The sequence below is a fragment of the Amycolatopsis sp. NPDC001319 genome (assembly GCF_042896185.1).
Lineage (GTDB): Bacteria > Actinomycetota > Actinomycetes > Mycobacteriales > Pseudonocardiaceae > Amycolatopsis.
This window is the reverse complement of record NZ_JBIAWY010000015.1, coordinates 43185-60608: the sequence shown is the minus strand read 5'-3', so window position 1 is coordinate 60608 and position 17424 is coordinate 43185. Positions and strand designations below refer to the sequence as shown.

Here is a 17424-nt window from a genome sequence, read left to right as displayed (position 1 = left end):
AATCGCCGTCGGTCAGACGACTCCTCCGTTGGCGCGGACGACCTGCCCGTTGACCCACCGGCCATCCGGTCCGGCGAGGAAGGAGACGACCGCGGCGACGTCGTCGGGTGCGCCCAGCCGCGCCGACGGCGGCAGATCGGCCAGCTCCCACCGCTCCTCGGCCGAGGTGCTGTCGAGGAAACTCGCCGTCGCGGTCGGGCCGGGCGCCACGGAGTTCACCGTCACGTCCCGGCCCCGGAGCTCCTTGGCCAGGATCCGGGTCAACGTGTCCACTGTGGCCTTGGAGGCCGTGTAGGCGCTGAGCGCCGGAGGCGCCAGCCGCACGACCGTCGACGAGATGTTGATGACGGCTCCGCCCGCTCGGACCCTGCGCGCCGCCTGCTGGTTCACCACGAACGTGCCACGAACGTTGACGCGGAAGACCGCGTCGAAGTCGGCCCAGTCGAGGTCGGTCAGCATCGCGGTGCGATTGATCCCCGCCGTGTGCACGACGACGTCGATGCCCCCGAAATGCCAGACGACGTCGTCGAACACCCGGCGCATCTCGTCTTCGTCCGCGACGTCCCCCGTGAACGCGGCACAGCGGCGTCCGAGCCCGTCGATCGCCACCATGGTCTCCTTCGGCGCGGCCGCGCGGCCGTGCGCGAGAGCGACGTCGAATCCGTCCGCCGCGAGCCTCCTGGCGATGACCCCGCCCATTCCCCCCGTCGCACCGGTGACAAGCGCGGTCCTCGGTCGCGGCGTACCGCCTGCCGATCGTGTCATCCGGCGTTCCTTCCACGTCAGCGTCTCCCCCGACTGGTGTTCGTCGGTAGGTCTGCTGCCGCAACGCCGTGACTTCTTACCTTCCTCCCCCTGATTCGAACCGGTTCCGGCGCGGCCGGTGATCTGGGCGAGGCGGTCCGCGCTTGGCCGGAGCGAGCTAGTCGACGCGGATGATCGTCTTCCCGCGGTTGTGCTGTCCGGGTGCGAAGGCAGCCGGTGCGTCGGCGAGGGGGTGCACGGAGCCGACCAGCACGCGCAGGCGCCCGTCGCGGACGCGCTGTGCCAGGTCGGCCAGGCGGGCGCGGTCGGCTTCGACAACGAAGAACACGGCCCGGCCGTCGCGTGGCTTCACGGTCGGAGGGCCCGCGATGGTGACCAAGGTGCCGCCGGCGCGGACGAGGCTCGCCGAGCGGTCGAGGATCTCGCCGCCGAGCACGTCCAGGACCACGTCGACCTCGCCCGCGTCCTCCAGCCGGTCGGTCTGCAGATCGAGGAAGGAGTCGGCGCCGAGGTCCAGGACCACGTCGCGGCCGGCCGCACGCCCGGTGCCGATGACCGTCGCGCCCGCCTGGTGGGCGAGCTGCACCGCGATCGAACCGACGCCGCCCGCCGCGCCGTGGATCAGCACGGTCTGCCCGGCCTCGAGCCGGGCGTGGTCGAACAGCGCCTGCCACGCGGTCAGACCGGAGATCGGCAATGCCGCGCCGACGGTGTGGTCGATGCCCGCCGGGAGCGGTGCGAGGTTGCGGGCCTCCACGGCGGAGAATTCCGCGAGGGACCCGTCGCGGGTCCAATCGGCGAGCCCGAACACACGCTGCCCGACCGTGAGGCCGGTGGTTCCGTAGCCGAGCTCGGCGACGACGCCGGACAGCTCGTGCCCGGGCACGCTCGGCGTCCGATCGCGCCCGGCCCGGTCGGCCCAGGTCCCGGGCCACTCGAGCTCGCCGGGGGTGAATCCGGCCGCACAGACCCGCACGATCACGTCGTTCTCCGACGCGTGCGGGTAGGGGCGCTCCGTCAGGGACATGCCGCCGGGGCCGGCGTCGCGGTCCTGGACGGTGATGGCTCTCATATCAGTCCTCGGTGGTCTGGCGAAGGTTTTCAGCCGGCCTGGGTGCGGGCGCTCGGGTGGCGGAGGTGGTCCCGCGCCGCGATCTCGGCGGGTTCGAGCATGGTGATCATCTCCACGCCGGGCGCGCAGATGCACACGGCGACGAACCGGCTCCACTTCTCCGGTTCCAGGTTCGCGACCTGGTAGTGCACCACGTCGCCACCGGGCTCCCAGAACGCCTCACCGGCAGTGATCTCCCGAGGGGCTTCGCCTTCGAGCTCGAAGAGGATCTTGCCCTCGAGCACGTAGCCGAAGACCGGTCCGCTGTGACGGTGCGGACGCAGTCCCTCGTCCGCCGGCGGCAGCTCGACGAGCTGCGTCATGGCGTGCGAGCCCTCGGGGATCCGCGGCGGGGTGATGGACAGCAGGTCGGAGACCTTGACGTTTCCAACGGCCAACATTGTCCCGACGCTAACGCCGTTTCGGACCACAACCTGGGACCACTCGGCGGCCTTGAACGGGGACCACTTCGCCCAGCCACGCTTACGGCAACTGGCGTACCAACGCCTCGAGCGCTCCCGACCACGCGCTGGGCGACGGCGTGGCGAACCCGGCGACGAGACCGTCGCGAACCGACCTCGATTCCGGGTGCCGGAACAGGTCGAGCGGTTCGACGGCGAGCCGTCTCCACGCGGCCTGACGCCCGTCCGCGCTGGTCAGCCTGCCGGCCTGCTCCAGCAGCACGTGCAGCCCCGCCGGCACGCCGCCGACCGACGAAGCCGGCGAGTGCTGCTTGACCGCCTCGACCAGCTGGTGCCGGCGCCGCCCGTACTGCGACCGCATGGCCCGGATGTGGCGGTCGTACGCGCCGGACTCGATGAAGTCCGCCATCGCCAGCTGGTTGACGAACCCGACGGTCTCCTCGGTTTCCCCCTTCTGCCGGGCCACGGCGTCGACCAGGTGGTCCGGCACCACGAGCCAGCCGAGGCGCAGGCCCGGCGCCAGCGATTTGCTCGCCGTGCCCAGGAAAATCACGTGCTCGGGGTCCAGCCCCTGCAACGCGCCGACGGGCGCGCGGTCGTAGCGGAACTCACCGTCGTAATCGTCTTCGATGATCACCGAGCCGCGGCGACGGGCCCATTCGACCACGGCCGCACGCCGGTCCGGGTGCAACGCCACCCCCAGCGGAAACTGGTGCGACGGTGTCAGCAGCACCGCTCCCACGTTCGGCCGGCCGTCGAGCACCGCGATGTCGGCTCCGTCGGTGTCGATCGGGATCGCCGGGGCCGCCAGCCCGGCCTTCTCCAAGGTCCGGCGCTGTGCGGGCAGCCCGAACTCCTCGACCGCCACCGCCTTCACGCCGGCGGCCGCCAGTGCTGCCGCCACCAGGCGCAGTCCCTCGGCGGCTCCGCTGCACACGATGATGTTGTCCGCCTGCGTCCGCAAACCTCGAGCGCGCGCCAGGTATCGGGCGAGAGCCTCACGCAATTCGACCCGGCCCGACGTGTCGGAATATCCGAACGCGTCGAGCGGCGCGGCCCCGACGGCCCGTTTCACCGCGCGAACCCATTCCTCCCGTGGAAACGACGACAAATCCGGGCACCCCGGCCGAAGATCGTGCACCGGCCGCCGCAACGCCTGCGCCGCCCGCAGCCGGGGCCGCGCACGCACCGATTCCACCCCACGCTGCGACACCTCGGTCCCCGACCCGTGGCGGGCGGTGAGCCACCCTTCGTTGACGAGCTCCGAGTAGGTGCGCACCACGGTGTTGCGCCCCACCCCGAGATCCGCCGCCAGCGCACGGCTCGACGGAAGCCGCGTCCCGGGAAGCAACCGCCCGGACCGGATCGCTTCCCGGAAAGCATCCATCAGGCCCGCGCGCGCACCACCGCCACCGCGAATCAGGTGCAGGTCCAAACCGGAAACCCGTGCACTGCCGGCGGCCCCCTGATCACTCACGCCGGGCAACGCTACTACACCGCGCGGAATCCGAGCTGCGTAAGAACATCCCGTTTCTTCTCGCGCATTCGATCAGATGGACAATCCACCGCCGCCGGACACGACGATCTCCTGCCCGGTGATGTACGCGGCCCCGTCCGAAGCCAGGAACGCGACCGTCTCGGCGATGTCCTCCGGCGTGCCGAGGCGACCGAACGGGTTCTGCTCCGCCATGGCCGCCAGCGTCACGGCGACCTCGTCGGGTCCCATGTGGGCCCGTGTCATGGGGGTGTCGGTGAGTCCCGGGCTGACGGCGTTGACCCGGATGCGGCGCGGGGCGAGCTCCAGGGCCAGCGTCGGGATCATGGCCAGCATCGCGCCGTGCGATCCGGCCGCGACGCTGTTGCCGGGCAGGTTGCGCGTCGCTCCGATGCCGACGGTGAAAATGACCGAAGCTCCGTCGCACAGCAGCGGCAGCGCTTTGACCAAGGTGAAGAACTGGCCTTTGGTGTTGACGGCGAACACATCGTCGTAGGCGGCTTCGTCCCAGGCGTCCAGCGTCATCGGACGGCTGACGCCGGCGTTGAGGAACAGCGTCGTCAGCGTCCCGAATCGGTCCTGGACCTCGGACACCACCTTGTCGGTGTCGGCGAGCGAGCGAGCGTCGGCACGCAACACCAGGACGTCCTCGGGCAGCTCCTCGCGCGCCCGGGCGACGCTTTCCGGACGCTGCCCGGTGATCGCGACGCGGTAGCCGCGGCTGTGCAGAACCTCCGCAGTCGCCTTCCCGATCCCGCTGGTGCCACCGGTGATCAGAGCTGCAGGTGCCGGCATGGTGATCTCACTCCACATTGGTTGGTGTACTGCGCCGAGTTCACGCTCAGGCGCGGCGCGGTGCAGGCAGCGAGCGCCACCGAGTTCGCCTGACGCAACTCTGCCGTTCCGAGCGTCCATCATGCCCCACTGCGGACTATCTAGTCCACTCAGGTGAGCCACGCACGTCGAGTAACCACCGGTATGCATCCTGACGCTGCCACTGTTGCGCCCTCACCTATCTGGACTATCTGGGCCACATTTGCCACGCTTGCGAGGTGACCATGACTCGCACGGGCAAGCGCGCGACCAAGGAACAGCGTGCCGCATCGAAGTACCTGGGCTCGCTCGGCGACTCACTCGCCAGGTGGGTGCGGTCGGCCGGACCGATCGATGCCTACGAGATGCACCTCCCCGTCGACGTCCGCAGTCCGCTCGAATGGTTCTCCTTCACCATCGCCTCGCGGCAGCTCAGCAGGGCGACGGCGGTTTCGATCTACGACCGGTTCGTCGCCCAGCTGGGTGGGTCCGTCACCGCCGAGCGGGTCATCGCGACCGACGAGCCGACGCTGCGCGGCGTCGGCTTGTCCTACCCCAAGGCCAGGGCGATCCGAGCGTTGGCCGAACACGCCGACGACGGTCTGCTCGATCCGGACGGTCTCGCGACCCGGTCGGATGCCGAGATTGAAAGCGAACTCGTGGCCATACCGGGTATCGGTCCGTCGTCAGCGCAGCGGTTCATGATGCTGTACCTGCGCAGACCCGACATCTTCCCGGCCGGCGACCTCACGGTGCGCGCCGCGATCACGGCGTTCGACGGGCTCGAGAAGAGGATCACGCCGAAGGTTGCGGAGCAGCGCAGCGAATTGTGGCGGCCGTATCGCTCGTACGCGACGTCGTACCTGTGGGGCTACATGTGGGAGCATCGTTCTCCGGCGCCCGACCGGTTCTCGCAGGCGCGATAGGCGTAGAGCCAGGATCGCGCTCCATACACGGCCGACCTGCTCAGGCCGTCGGCCACGTGGTCGAGGTCGGCGTCTGCCATCGCGGCCCACTCAGGACGGACCAGTCCCGGTGCCGCCGCGACGACTTCGGCGAAATTGACCATGCCCGCCCGTGACACCGCGACGCCCTGCGGACCCTGGTGGTGACGGCTGCACGCGGCATCGATCGCCCGCACGGCGGTCATGGACTCCGCGGACCATTCGAGATCGTCGGTGCCGGGCACTCGGAACAGGTTGTCCACCAGCTGCTGGGCCAGCGGGACCAGCGCAGCCACGAACGCGTCACCTTGCTCACGGGTCATGAACGTCCACACAGGCGTCGCCGGACGCGCGGTGGCCGGAACGTCGGCGCGCGTCCAGGTGTCGATGAAGAACATCAGCAGCTCCGGGATCGGTTCCGTGGCCGAATGCACGGAACTGTCCGAACCGCCGCCGGGGTACTGCGAGGTCCAGACTGCGCGATCCCCGCCCTTGTCACGGATCGGCGCGTGCACACGCCAGTCGGCGCAGAAGAACGACAGCTCGCCGGTCCGGACATTGAGCAGGACTCGCTGGTAGTGGCCGACCCAGCGGTCCGCCTGGGTCGGCAGCGGCGGAAGCTCCACGCCATCGGGAACCGGCCGGTGCACAACCTCGACTGCGTTGACATAACGGGTGACGGGCATCGTCGGCGTCCTCCCCGTCAACCGAGTGACGTGGAACTTGTTTCGTACTCAACCCTGCAGGTGATCCAGTTTCCCGGTAGAACGGCGCGATTTCCCCGTTGTAGTGCCGACAATCACTCAGAGGTAAGACGTTCCGAAGTGGACATACGACCGGCTCGTCACCGGAACCGCTGGGCCCGGGGCGCACGATGGCCACGCCGCGGCGCCGTGCCGGGAGTGAGTTCGAGGACCCGGACCACCCGATAACGGTGTGGCCTCCACGGCCGGTAAAACGCCTCGATCTCGTCGTCGGCGAGGGGATGGCCGGCGAGGGCCAGCCCGGTCATCCGGCCGAGGTGGAAGTCGCCGAGCGGCAGCGCGTCGGCATCCCCGAGCGCCCGGTGCCCGACCTGCGCCGCGGTCCACACGCCGACGCCCGGCATCAGCGACATCAGTTCGTACGCGCGGGCGGGATCGCCGGCGGCACGGTCGAGCTTGGCCGCATGCCGTGAAACGAAGGTGATCGTCCTCGACCGCTGGAGGTCGACCCCGGCGCGCCGCCATTCCCAGACCGGGATCTTCGCCCACTCCTCGGGAGAGGGCATTACCCGCATCGTCTCGTGCGCCGGTCCCGGTGCCGCACCGCCGTGCGCCCGGACGAGGCGGGCCCAGGCGGCCATGGCGTCCAGGCCGACCACCCGCTGCTCCAGCACGGCGGGCACGAGCGCCTCGAACAGCCGCCCCGTACGCGGAACGCGGAGTCCCGGCAGCCGCTTCCAGGCCCGTTCCAGCACCGGATGCCCCGGCCGGAACTCCTCGGGGCGATCGTGCTCCCCCAGCTCGGCGCGGATGTTCCCGACGAGCTCCTCGGCCCCCGGCCCCCACGCGTCGACGTCCAGATCGTCCAGGCGCTGCTGCCGGATCCGGTAGGTGACCGGCCCTGACGAGGTGCGGGCCGTGCGCCACAGCGTCCCGTCGGCTTCCACCCGGTGGGTGGGGTCGTACCGGCCGCGCCGCAGGCTCTTGAGCGTCAGCTTCGCGTCCACGGGAAAGCCGGGCTCCCAGTGCGTCGACTGGTCCGGTGGCATTTCCAACGTCCCCTCCCTCGAGACGGTTCTCCGGGCGGTCTGCCTCGAGGACCGGAGATGACGGCGGAGGTTCCAGCGCGCCGGGCCGGCGCAGCGGGCTTGTTGGTTGCGCCCGCGCCGCCGACCTGCTCGCGCACTGCTCGGCGGGAGGCGACTGTACCTCGGTAGTGCAGGCGCAGGTCATGGAGCCCGTCTCGACAGCCCGCCGGGAGTTTCAGCTTTGCCGGAGATTGCCGATCACGAATTCGGCCATTTTCGCGAGTCCGCCGCAGCGGTCGTTGTCCCAGTAGCTGCCGGGCAGGTCTTCGCCTTGGATGTCGAAGGTGAGCATCTGGTCATGGGTGACTTGGACGGAGACGGAGCACTCGTACATGTGCCGGAAGACGTGGTAGACGACCGCGGGGAGGCCGGCGATCGACGTCTCGGTCCACGGGTCGAGTTTGCCGTCCTTCTTCAGGCCGTCCACCGACAGTTCGGCGAGTGTCTTAGGGCCGTCGATCGGCTTCAAGGCCGAGATCAGCGCACCGAGGTGGTTGGTCCAGGAACACCCGAAGTCAGAAGGGCCGTTTCGCACGTTCGCGCGGATGTCGTTGGGCGGGTCAGCCACGACGGCCGCGGTCTGGTCCTTGGTGAGCAGGCTGCACGGGTCCGAGTCGAACTTGGCCAGGTCGACGGGCCGGTCGACCTGGGTGAACGGCAGCGGCGCCCCGGTCTGCGCCGGAGCCGGAGGCTGCGAGAGCAGACGGTGCGGCTTGGCCGGACCACACCCGCTGAGCAGACCCGCGGCGAGCACCACAAGCCCGGCCAACGCCCACGCCCTCATGCCCGCGCCACCGACGGCTCGACCCACCACTGCTTCTCGTCGCCCGACGGGCGTGGCGCCGTCATGACCGCTCGCGGCGTCGTGCATCCGGCTCCCCTACTCTGGGTCCCGTCGATTAACGGAACGTGACCAGCGGATCTTACTGCCAATCGCCGACAATGCCGAACCGGACGAGGGACGGCTGCGGCGGCCGACCGCGAGCGACCGTACGTGGTGTCGAACCGGCCCAGAACATCGGTGCGGCGTTCGACAACATCGCGAAAGCGGTTGTGACAAACGAAATTCTTCGTCAACGGCGCGTGCGAAAGCGAGTTCTGTTCTCGCTACGCTGCCATGGCAAAGGCCGTCAATGCCTGGGGGATGTGTGAAGGACGAAGCCGCAGCCGTTTCCACTGAGCACGTGCAGTCGAACGGGCTGATGTTCCGCAATCGTGACTACACCGGCTGGTGGATCGGAGACACCTTCTCGGATTTCGGTAGTGCGCTGTCCGTTGTCGCCTATCCGTTGTTGGTACTGGCGGTCACCGGGTCGGTCGCGGGCGCGGGTGTTGTCGAAGCGGCCGTGATTGTCGGCAGCCTGATGACGATGTTGTTCGGCGGCGTGCTCGCGGACAGATTCTCCCGGAGGGCGATTCTCGTCATCGGCCCGCTGGTCCAGGCCGCCGCGGTGAGCGGCGTCGTGGTCGCGGTGCCGACCGGCCACGTCGCGGTGAGCGGTCTTGCCGCGGTCGGGTTCGTGCAGGGGCTCGCCGGCGGACTGACTCAGGGGGCGCAACTCGCGGCGCTGCGGCGCCTCGTGCCGGACGAGCAGATGGCGACCGCTTGGGGCCAGTACGAGGCCAGGGTCAGGACGATCAAGCTGGCCGGCCCTGCGGTCGGCGGTTTCCTGTTCGGCGTCACGCGCTGGGTGCCGTTCCTCTCGGACGCCCTGTCGTTCCTGGCGAGCGCGGTCGGCGTGCTGCTCATCAAGCGCCCGCTCGGCCCGGACCGTGACGACGAGGACAGCGGTCCCGGCGAATCGGTCTTCGCGAGCATCGGCGCCGGCTTGAAGTTCATCTGGCGCAACGCCTACCTGCGGTTCACGGCAGCGTGGGTCTCCCTGGTCTCGGCTTGCTACAGCGGCCTGGTCCTGCTCGTGATCGTGATCGTCCAGGGCCGCAGCGGTGATGCCTCACTCGTCGGTGCCGTGAGTTCGATCGGCGCCCTCGGCGGGCTCGCCGGGGCACTTCTCTCGAGCCGGATCGTGAAGCGGTTCCCCGGACGGCTGCTGGTCATCACCATGTCCTGGACGATGGCCGTCGTGGCGCTCGCCACGGGTTCGGTCCCCGGCACGTGGCCGGTCGGCGCGCTGCTGGCCGTGATGATGTTCCTCCTCTCGCCGCTCAACGTCGTCTTTGCGACCTACGAGATGAAGATCATCCCGGACGAGCTGATGGGCCGGGTGCAGAGCGCGATGAGCGTCGCGTCGACGTCGATCCAATGGCTCGGCCCGATCGCCGCCGGGTTGCTGGCCTCGGCCTTGAGCCCGACAGCGGCCACGATCGTGTTCGCCGGCATGATGGCAGTGCTCGCGATCGCCACCCACTTCTCCGGCGGCCTGCGAGCGCTCACCAGTCCTGCCGCGGCACCGGCCCGCTAGTCACGAGTCGGGTGCAGGAGCAGTTCGGCGATGGCTTGCACGCGGGCACGGGTGATACCGGTGCGCTGTTCAACCGCCAGCGAGTGGTCGGTGGGCTCGAGTTCCACGGTCGGCCGGACGCCGACGGGCTGGCTGTGCAGGTTGGTTTTCAGGTTCACGGTCGTCGGCTCGTACGTGGGGAGTTCGGTGGCGAGCCAGCCGAAGTAGGGCGGTTCCTGCACCCGTTCCGGTTTGGTCCACAGTTCGGCGACGCGCGCGAAGTTGGCCTCGCTGAGCGACACCCACACGCCCCATTCGAAGTCGTCGCCGGTGTCCAGGGTCGGCAGGACCAGGCGGGCCCTGATGAAGAAGTGTTCGCCATCGATCACGCATTGCTCGTCGCCGAGGATGCTGCCGGGATTGCCGGTCAGGCCGTCGTGCCAGTAGGCGGGCGCGAATGTTCGGTAGCCCAAGGGGAGCTCGTCGTGGTGCCGGCCGCAGCAGGAACAGTCGTACCCGAGGTCGGCGGTCATGGCACACAGCATAGGGATGCTCGGAGCCTCAGCACATGAGTTCGCGCCCATCCACCGAAAGCCACCGCGACGGCAAATCCTGCGGTCCATCGGCCAAGCGGGCAGGATCGGAATTCGGAGGAGAATCGAGGGGGTAGATCTGCGGTGAAGGCTTCCGAGAAGGCCAGGATGTGGGCCTGCCTCGCAGTGTCAGGGGTGCTGGCGGTGACCGCGTGCAGCTCGTCGATTGCGGGCCGGGCTCACCCGGCGAACTCCCCTGAGGCGAAGCAGGCCGAGACCGGGATTGCCCTTGAGAACCTGACCGTGGCTCCGGCCGAGGCGATGACGTACGCCGGTCAGCCCGTCTACGACGCCTGCGCGATCATGAACCCGTTCCTGATGCAGCAGGCGGGGTTCGTGATCAATCCCGAGAACACCTTCATACAGATGAAGTTCACCGGCAATGACGGTCCCCCGGCCCCCGGTTCTGTCACCTACGATCCGTCCGGGACGCACAGCTCGCCGGAACCCGCGTCCGAGTGCCTGATGACGGGCAGAGACGACAAGTACCAGCTCGGCCTGAGTATCGACCAGAAGCAGTACGAGAGCGACGGCTTTTCGAACGACGGGGCACCATCTGGCGCCTCGCCACCAATCCCGAGGCGCAACAGAGCACCCAGTCCCACACCGTCAGCCACGAGACGCGTGGCGACATGCAGATCTATGTGACGATGGGGACACCCGTGTATCCCGATGAGTACGAGGTGTATTTCTTCTGGGGTGGCGACCAGTACTGGGCCACGTTGAACATGCACGCCAGCGACTACGGCACCCCTGAGGACAGCCCGGGCATCTCCCAGGAACCCGCCGACGCTCTGAAGTTCCTGATCGATCAGATCGCCGGCAAGCTGGCCGCCGGGCCCGGCAAGGTGGGACTCTCCAAGTACCGGTTCGCGCCACCCTGGAACGTGCCGAACGCATGTGACGTGTACCGGCCCGAAGACTGGGGGCTGTCGTTCACGGACGACACCGCGTCCGGCCGGGTTCAGGAACAGTCGTCGATCGGTCCGGTGCGGTTCACCGCCGATGCCCAGGACTCCGGCAAGGGGCCGTGGAAATACGTGTGGAGCAGCTGCTATCGCATGAATCATGCCAACACGGGCAACTTGATCGACCAGGATGGATTGACGGTTCAGCTCGACACGTACGACAACCTTGACGGCGCAACGTACTCCAACCAGGTGCAATGCCACCCGCACACCCCCGGACCGGGTGGCGCGCCTTCGGAGGAGACCGAAGCCGAGCTCGGAGACGGCGACACTTGCTGGGTACCCACGGGCGGCAGCCCGCACCTGCTGTTCAAGGTCGGCCGCCACGTGGTCACCCTGTGGGCCTTCAAGCACGAGGACTACCAGCAGCCCGCGCTCAACGCGGTTTTCGGGAAGGTCGTGAACACGATCGTCGACCGGTTGAAGCAGATCCCTTGACGTCGTCGGCCACCGCCGAGATCACGTCGGACGGTGACCGCGCGCGGACACAGAACATCCGTGGCCGGGCCCGGAAAACCCGGGCCCGGCCACGAACGGCCGCTGCGGTCAGGCCGTGGGGGCGGGCGAGCGCAGGCCGGCTTCTTCCAGGCGCGGCAGGACGTCGGCGGCCAGGCGTTCCAGGCCGGTCTCGTAGTCGAGCCACAGGAGCATCAGGCCGTCGACGCCGGCAGCCGAGAGTTCGGTCACGCGGGTCGCGATGTCGGTGGCCGTGCCGACGAGGGGGTAGGCGCCGTAGCCGGCCTTGAATTCGTTGGCCATGTCGGCCATGCGTTCGGGCGGCATGGTCTTGGCGTTCGGGATGTTGGCGGCGATGAACTCCTCGACCGCCTTGTCGTCGCCCTGGGTCACGATGTAGTCGTGGGCGTACGCTTCGGCTTCGGCTTTGGTGTCCTTCTGCACGACGTAGGCGGAGAGCCAGATCTGGATTTCCTTGCCGAACTTCTTGCGTGCTTCTTCGCGGTATTCGGCCAGTCGCGCCTGCACCGCGCGGGGGTCCGGGTCGTCCGGGATGGTGAAGGCGACTTCGGCGTGTTGGGCGGCGAAGTGGCGGCCGCGGGGTGAGCCCCCGGCATTCAGCAGCACCGGACGGGACTGAAGGGGGTGCGGTTGTGAAATGGCGTTCTTGAGCTCGAAGGAGTCATTCTTGAGATCGAAGGATTCGGTCGAGGACCACAGTTTGTCGAACACCTCCATCCAGTCGTCGCCGTAGGCGTAGCGGTCGCCGTGTTCCTTCATGGCGACACCGAAGAGGTCGAACTCGGGCTGGAACCAGCCGCACACCAGGTTCATTCCCGCGCGGCCGCGGGAAATGAGGTCGAGCGTGGCTTCCGCCTTCGCGACGAACGCCGGATTGACCAGCGTGATCGGCACGGTGCTGATGACGCTGATGCGCTCGGTGATCGAGGCGACGGCACCGGCCCAGGAGAGCGTTTCCATGACGTCCCCCGAATAGTGCCCGTCACCGCCGAAAGGGTGCCAGCGCGACGCGGAGACGAACCCTTCGATGCCGAGCGCGTCCGCCCGTTTCGCGAGGCGCGCGGTGGCCTCCCAGTCGCCGGAGAACCGGTCCGGGTGAAAGGTGAAGGACGCGCCCCCGCCGTTCATGCCGAAGATGCTCAGCTTGAGCTTGTTGGCCGAATCCCGAATGGGATTGGGCTTGACGACGTTTTGGTCCACGGAAGAACTCATTCCTCGTAATGGAGACGGCTGATGGAAAACCAACCCAGGTGCCGGACAGTTTCGCGCCGGGAACCTCCGAATCGCCATACCCCTCAGGTGTTATTTCCCGCCCTGCCCGTCACTCCACTGGCCACAGGGGCGCCGCCCGGAGGCCGAGGCGGCCCAGCGCCGTGTCGGCGGCCCGGTCCACGTCCGGCTTGAGCTGCTCGACGTCGACGGTCTTGAGCTGCTTGTCCTCCAGCACCACGCGGCCGTCGATCACGACCGTCTCGGCGTCGGTGCCGCTGCCCGAGTAGACGAGGTCGGCGATCGGGTTGGCCAGCCGGTTCGGGGACCAGGACAGGCCGGTGGCGTCGAAGACCACGAGGTCGGCGGCGCAGCCGGGCGCGATCGAGCCGATCTCGGCGGACCAGCCCAGCGCGTCGGCGGCGTTGACCGTCGCCATTTCGAACACCGAGTGCGCACCCATGATCAAGGGGTCGCGGCGCACGTCCTTGTGCGCGGCGGCCGCCACGTACATCACTCGCACCAGGTCCAGGAACCGGCTGATCGCCGCGCCGTCCGTGCCGAGCGTGACGTTCACGCCGGCGGCCACGAGCTCCGGGATCACGCCGTGGGTGACCCAGCCGTTGCCGCCGGTGAGGCTGGCGGACGGCGAGTGGGCGACGGACACATTCGCGGCCCGCAGCAACTCGATGTCGCTTTCGGGCAGCCAGGCGATGTGGGCCAGGAGCAGCCGCTGGTCGAGCACGCCGAACCGTTCGTACCGCTCGAGATCCGGGTTGCGGCTCGCATCCGTCCGGGCGCCGATGAAGTGACCGAGGATGCCGGTGTCGCGTTCGTTCGCCCGCTTGACGACGCCCTCGAGCAGCCGATCGCTGACGGCCGGCGGGATGTCGAGGTCGTACCAGACTTTCAGGCGGCCGTCGCCGGCGCCGTGGAACCGGTCGTGGATGTCGTCGGCCTCGGCCAGGCATTCCTCGGCGGTCGGGACGCTTCCGCCGAACGGCCCGGCCTGGTCACCGGACTTCGCCGCGAGCACCCCGCGGATGCCGATGTCAAGCGCGGCCCGCGCCGTGGCGGCGGTGCGCGGCCCGGCGCCGTCGGCGAAGCAGGTGGTGCCGTGGCGGATCAGCTCGGCGAAGCTCGCCGAGGCCGCGGTGTAGGCCTCGTCCTCGGTCAGCTGGTCCTCGTGCGGGATGACGCGTTCCTTCAGGCGGTTCACCTGCAGCTGCTCGTCGACGACACCGCTGATCAGGAACGCGCCCGCCGGGTGGTGGTGGCAGTCGATCAGGCCGGGTGTGAGCAGGCCGCCCGGCCGGTCGATCAGCTTCGCGGGCGCGTGGGCGGCGAGGATCTCGTCGCGTTTGCCGACCGCGACGATCCGGTTGCCGGTGACGGCCACCGCGCCGTCGCGGATGATCCGGCGGGTCGCGTCCATCGTCGCGATCGCGCCCGCCGTGATGACCAGGTCCGTTCGCGCTGGCGCGCCGACGTCGTGCGTCACTCGAATCGTCCTCTCGCAAAATGGGCGGGGCCGGTTTTCGGGACCCCGGGCACCCACCCTGTTCCGCGAGAGCGGCCGTGGCCATAACCCTCAGGTGGTATTCCGGTCAGCCGGACTGCGCCAGTCGTTCGGCGCTGCGCATCGCCTCGAGCCGGGACCGGGCGCCGAGCTGTCGATCGACGTGACCAGCGTGCGACGGTGGTGCCGGTCGAGCACATTGGTCTTCCACGAGTTGCCTCCAGTTGTCGCTTCGGAAGCCCTGGAAACGTCGCTGCACCAACAGGTTTGACGGCCCTCCGCCACCATATCGGTGTCGGCCGTCGAACGGTTTTCAACAGAACGGCAAGATCAATGGTTCACCGAGGCCGCGGACTCGGGCGACAGCAGTGCTGTGTTCGACTGCGTACTCAAACTGTCGGGTCGAAGGCACCGAGAACGTCGCGCCGTCGGGGCCCGTCGGGGTGCCGGTTGCCCGGGATCGCGGCGAGGAGTTCGCGGGTGTACTCGTGGCCCGGGTTGGTGAACAGAGCGTCGGTGGTGCCGGTTTCCACGATCCGGCCCTGGCGCATCACGGCGACGTCGTGGGCGATCTGGCGGACGACGGCGAGGTCGTGGGAGATGAACAGGTACGCGAGGCCGGTGTCGGCTTGGAGTTCGGCCAGCAGGTCGAGCACCTGGGCCTGGACGGAGACGTCGAGCGCCGAGACGGGTTCGTCGCACACCACCAGGTCCGGGGACAGCGCGAGGGCCCGCGCAATGGCGACGCGCTGGCGTTGCCCGCCGGACAGTTCGGCCGGGCGGCGGGTGAGCGTGGCCGCGGGGAGCGCGACGCGGTCGAGGAGGTCGCGGGCGCGCGCGAGGCGGGAGGCGCGGTCCCCCAGGCCGAAGGCGCGCAACGGTTCCGTGATCACCTCGCCGACCGAGAACCGCGGATCGAGTGAGGCGTACGGGTTCTGGTAGATCAGCTGGGCGCGGCGGCGCAGCTGCCGCACCTCGGCGCCGCGGGCGGTGGTGACGTCGGTGCCGTCGAAGCGGATCTCGCCGGCGGTCGGGTCGGTCAGGCGCAGCACCAGGCGCGCGGTGGTCGACTTGCCGGAGCCGGATTCGCCGACGAGGGCGAGCGTCCGGCCGCGGTGGAGGGTGAAGCTGACGTCGTCGACCGCACGCAACGTCCGAGCCGGGCCCGAGACGCGCGGCAGCCGGAACTCCTTGACGGCGTTGCGGACTTCGACCAGCGCGGCGGAGCCGATCGGCGCCGGCGCCGAGACCCGAGGGTGAGCCGTGGTCAGGCTCGGCGCGCTGGCCAGCAGCCGCCGCGTGTACTCGTGCTGCGGGTCGGCCAGCAGGCCGGCCGCGGGGCCGGTCTCGACGACCCGGCCTTCGGACATCACCACGATCCGGTCGGCCCGGTCGGCCGCGACGCCGAGGTCGTGGGTGACCAGCAGCACCGAGGTGCCCGACTCCTCCGTCAGCCGCTGCAGGTGGTCGAGGATGACCCGCTGCACGGTCACGTCGAGCGCGCTGGTCGGCTCATCGGCGATGATCAGCCGCGGGTTCGCGGCGATGGCCACCGCGATCAGGGCGCGTTGCCGCATGCCGCCGGACAGCTCGTGGGGGTACTGGCGCGCGCGGGTGGCCGCGTCCGGCAGGCCGGCCCGGTCCAGGACCTCGATCGCGGCCGGCCACGCGGCGCGCCGGCTCGCCAGGCGGTGGATCCGCAGCACCTCGGCGACCTGCTCGCCGATGCGTTTGACCGGGTTGAGCGACACGGTCGGGTCCTGGGGCACGAGCCCGATCTGCGCGCCGCGGACCGTCCGCAGTTCCCGCTCGGACAACGCGGTGAGCTCGTGCCGGCCGAACCGGACCGTGCCCGTGTCGAGGTGGCCGTTCGCCGCGAGGAGCCGGATGATCGCGTGTGCGGTGGTGCTCTTGCCGGAGCCGGATTCCCCGACCACCGCGACGACCTCGCCGGCGCCGACGTCGAGGTCGACTCCACGCACCGCACTCACCTGCCCGCCTCGCGTGCGGTAGGACACCGACAGGTCACGCACCCGCAGCAGCGGTTCGGCCCCGGTCATCGCTGTCGCGCCCATTCGCCGTCCAGGGCCCGGGCGATCCGGTTGGTGGCCAGCACGGTCACCGCGATCGTCAGGCCCGGCAGCGCGGTGAGCCACCACGCGTTGGCCAGGTAGTTGCGTCCGTCGGAGATCAACGTGCCCCATTCCGGCGCCGGCGGCGGCGCTCCGTAGCCCAGGAAACTCAGCGAGGACACGGCCAGGATCGCCGTGCCGATCTCGACGGTCGCGAGCACGATCACCGGGCCGATCGCGTTGGGCAGCACGTGGCGCAGCAGCACCGAGTACCACCGCACACCGCACGAGCGGGCCGCCTCGACGAACACGGCCTGGCGCGCCCTGAGCACCTCGGCGCGCATCACCCGGGCGAACCCCGCGACGCTCGCGATGCCGACGGCGATCGCGACCTTCACCGTGCCGTAGCCCAGCGCGGTGACCAGCGCGAGCGACAGGAACAGGGCCGGGATCGAGAGCAGCACGTCGACGAACCGCATCAGCACGTCTTCGACCCAGCGCCCGACGAACCCGGCGACCAGCCCGAGCAGCCCGCCCGCCACGAACGCGACGGCCAGCGCGATCAGCGTGGCCTGCAAGGAAAGCTGCGCGCCGTGCACAACACGCGTGAACACATCGCGGCCGAGCTCGTCGGTGCCGAACCAGTGCGCGCCGCCCGGGGCCTGGAACAGCTGCGCCGGCGTGCCGCGCAGCGGATCCCGCGAGGTGAACAGATCCGGCCAGAACGCGGCCAGCACCACGAGGACCACCACGACGACCGAGGCCACCAGGCCCGGGCGCCGCAGGAGGAACCGCGCCACTCCACGGCGCTTTCCCGGCGTCCCCCCGGCGTCGGCCGGGTC

The 17424-nt window shown here is 69.5% G+C and carries 17 protein-coding genes; 4 read left to right on the top strand and 13 right to left on the bottom strand.

Features of this window, described 5'->3' with window-relative positions:
* Positions 1 to 12: 12 nt before the first annotated feature.
* From ACFY1H_RS40820 to ACFY1H_RS40800, 5 genes are all read right to left on the bottom strand, one after another.
* Positions 13 to 765 carry an SDR family oxidoreductase gene (locus ACFY1H_RS40820; RefSeq protein WP_366581784.1) on the bottom strand — a complete coding sequence of 251 codons (753 nt, stop codon included), beginning with the start codon at positions 763 to 765 and terminating at the stop codon, positions 13 to 15.
* A gap of 157 nt (positions 766 to 922) precedes the next feature.
* A complete protein-coding gene (locus ACFY1H_RS40815) occupies positions 923 to 1837 on the bottom strand; it encodes an NADP-dependent oxidoreductase (RefSeq protein WP_386955571.1) in 915 nt (304 codons plus the stop codon).
* 29 nt (positions 1838 to 1866) lie between these two features.
* Positions 1867 to 2277: a cupin domain-containing protein gene (locus ACFY1H_RS40810; RefSeq protein ID WP_366581782.1), complete on the bottom strand. Its 411-nt coding sequence runs from the start codon at positions 2275 to 2277 to the stop codon at positions 1867 to 1869.
* Positions 2278 to 2359: 82 nt separating this feature from the next.
* Complete coding sequence (locus ACFY1H_RS40805; RefSeq protein ID WP_386955569.1) at positions 2360 to 3775, bottom strand: PLP-dependent aminotransferase family protein; 1416 nt, start codon at positions 3773 to 3775, stop codon at positions 2360 to 2362.
* Positions 3776 to 3847: 72 nt separating this feature from the next.
* Positions 3848 to 4588, bottom strand: a complete 741-nt coding sequence (locus ACFY1H_RS40800; RefSeq protein WP_366581780.1) for an SDR family oxidoreductase — start codon at positions 4586 to 4588, stop codon at positions 3848 to 3850.
* Positions 4589 to 4851: 263 nt separating this feature from the next.
* Here ACFY1H_RS40800 and ACFY1H_RS40795 point away from each other — a divergent pair, with 263 nt between their 5' ends.
* Positions 4852 to 5532 (top strand): hypothetical protein, encoded by a 681-nt coding sequence (locus ACFY1H_RS40795; protein ID WP_366581925.1) that lies wholly within the window; start codon positions 4852 to 4854, stop codon positions 5530 to 5532.
* Here the strand turns inward: ACFY1H_RS40795 and ACFY1H_RS40790 are convergent.
* The 3 genes from ACFY1H_RS40790 to ACFY1H_RS40780 all read right to left on the bottom strand — a co-directional run bounded on the left by ACFY1H_RS40790 (position 5478) and on the right by ACFY1H_RS40780 (position 8153).
* Positions 5478 to 6236 carry a hypothetical protein gene (locus tag ACFY1H_RS40790; RefSeq protein ID WP_366581779.1) on the bottom strand — a complete coding sequence of 253 codons (759 nt, stop codon included), beginning with the start codon at positions 6234 to 6236 and terminating at the stop codon, positions 5478 to 5480. The genes ACFY1H_RS40795 and ACFY1H_RS40790 overlap by 55 nt on opposite strands.
* A gap of 158 nt (positions 6237 to 6394) precedes the next feature.
* Positions 6395 to 7303, bottom strand: a complete 909-nt coding sequence (locus ACFY1H_RS40785; RefSeq protein ID WP_366581778.1) for a DNA-3-methyladenine glycosylase 2 family protein — start codon at positions 7301 to 7303, stop codon at positions 6395 to 6397.
* A 214-nt stretch (positions 7304 to 7517) separates the two neighbouring features.
* Positions 7518 to 8153 (bottom strand): DUF3558 domain-containing protein, encoded by a 636-nt coding sequence (locus ACFY1H_RS40780; RefSeq protein ID WP_366581777.1) that lies wholly within the window; start codon positions 8151 to 8153, stop codon positions 7518 to 7520.
* Between the two features lie 373 nt (positions 8154 to 8526).
* Here ACFY1H_RS40780 and ACFY1H_RS40775 point away from each other — a divergent pair, with 373 nt between their 5' ends.
* Complete coding sequence (locus ACFY1H_RS40775) at positions 8527 to 9765, top strand: MFS transporter (protein WP_366581776.1); 1239 nt, start codon at positions 8527 to 8529, stop codon at positions 9763 to 9765.
* On the opposite strand, the gene ACFY1H_RS40770 is transcribed toward ACFY1H_RS40775, so the two are convergent.
* Complete coding sequence (locus ACFY1H_RS40770; RefSeq protein ID WP_366581775.1) at positions 9762 to 10277, bottom strand: DUF2199 domain-containing protein; 516 nt, start codon at positions 10275 to 10277, stop codon at positions 9762 to 9764. The genes ACFY1H_RS40775 and ACFY1H_RS40770 overlap by 4 nt on opposite strands.
* A 144-nt stretch (positions 10278 to 10421) precedes the next feature.
* On the opposite strand from ACFY1H_RS40770, the gene ACFY1H_RS40765 reads away from it, so the two are divergent.
* Entirely contained in the window at positions 10422 to 10985 is a 564-nt protein-coding gene (locus ACFY1H_RS40765) for a hypothetical protein (RefSeq protein WP_386955565.1), read from the top strand.
* Positions 10970 to 11743 (top strand): hypothetical protein, encoded by a 774-nt coding sequence (locus ACFY1H_RS40760; RefSeq protein ID WP_386955563.1) that lies wholly within the window; start codon positions 10970 to 10972, stop codon positions 11741 to 11743. The genes ACFY1H_RS40765 and ACFY1H_RS40760 overlap by 16 nt, the downstream gene beginning before the upstream one ends.
* Positions 11744 to 11851: 108 nt before the next feature.
* Here the strand turns inward: ACFY1H_RS40760 and ACFY1H_RS40755 are convergent, their stop codons facing one another.
* From ACFY1H_RS40755 to ACFY1H_RS40740, 4 genes are all read right to left on the bottom strand, one after another.
* Positions 11852 to 13027, bottom strand: a complete 1176-nt coding sequence (locus ACFY1H_RS40755) for an LLM class flavin-dependent oxidoreductase (RefSeq protein ID WP_386955561.1) — start codon at positions 13025 to 13027, stop codon at positions 11852 to 11854.
* 76 nt (positions 13028 to 13103) lie between these two features.
* Positions 13104 to 14492: an amidohydrolase family protein gene (locus tag ACFY1H_RS40750; protein ID WP_386955559.1), complete on the bottom strand. Its 1389-nt coding sequence runs from the start codon at positions 14490 to 14492 to the stop codon at positions 13104 to 13106.
* A 407-nt stretch (positions 14493 to 14899) separates the two neighbouring features.
* A complete protein-coding gene (locus ACFY1H_RS40745) occupies positions 14900 to 16585 on the bottom strand; it encodes a dipeptide ABC transporter ATP-binding protein (RefSeq protein WP_386955557.1) in 1686 nt (561 codons plus the stop codon).
* The gene (locus ACFY1H_RS40740) at positions 16567 to 17382 is read right to left on the bottom strand and encodes an ABC transporter permease (protein WP_386955714.1); all 816 of its coding nucleotides are present in this window, start codon (positions 17380 to 17382) and stop codon (positions 16567 to 16569) included. The genes ACFY1H_RS40745 and ACFY1H_RS40740 overlap by 19 nt, the downstream gene beginning before the upstream one ends.
* Between the last annotated feature and the right edge of the window lie 42 nt (positions 17383 to 17424).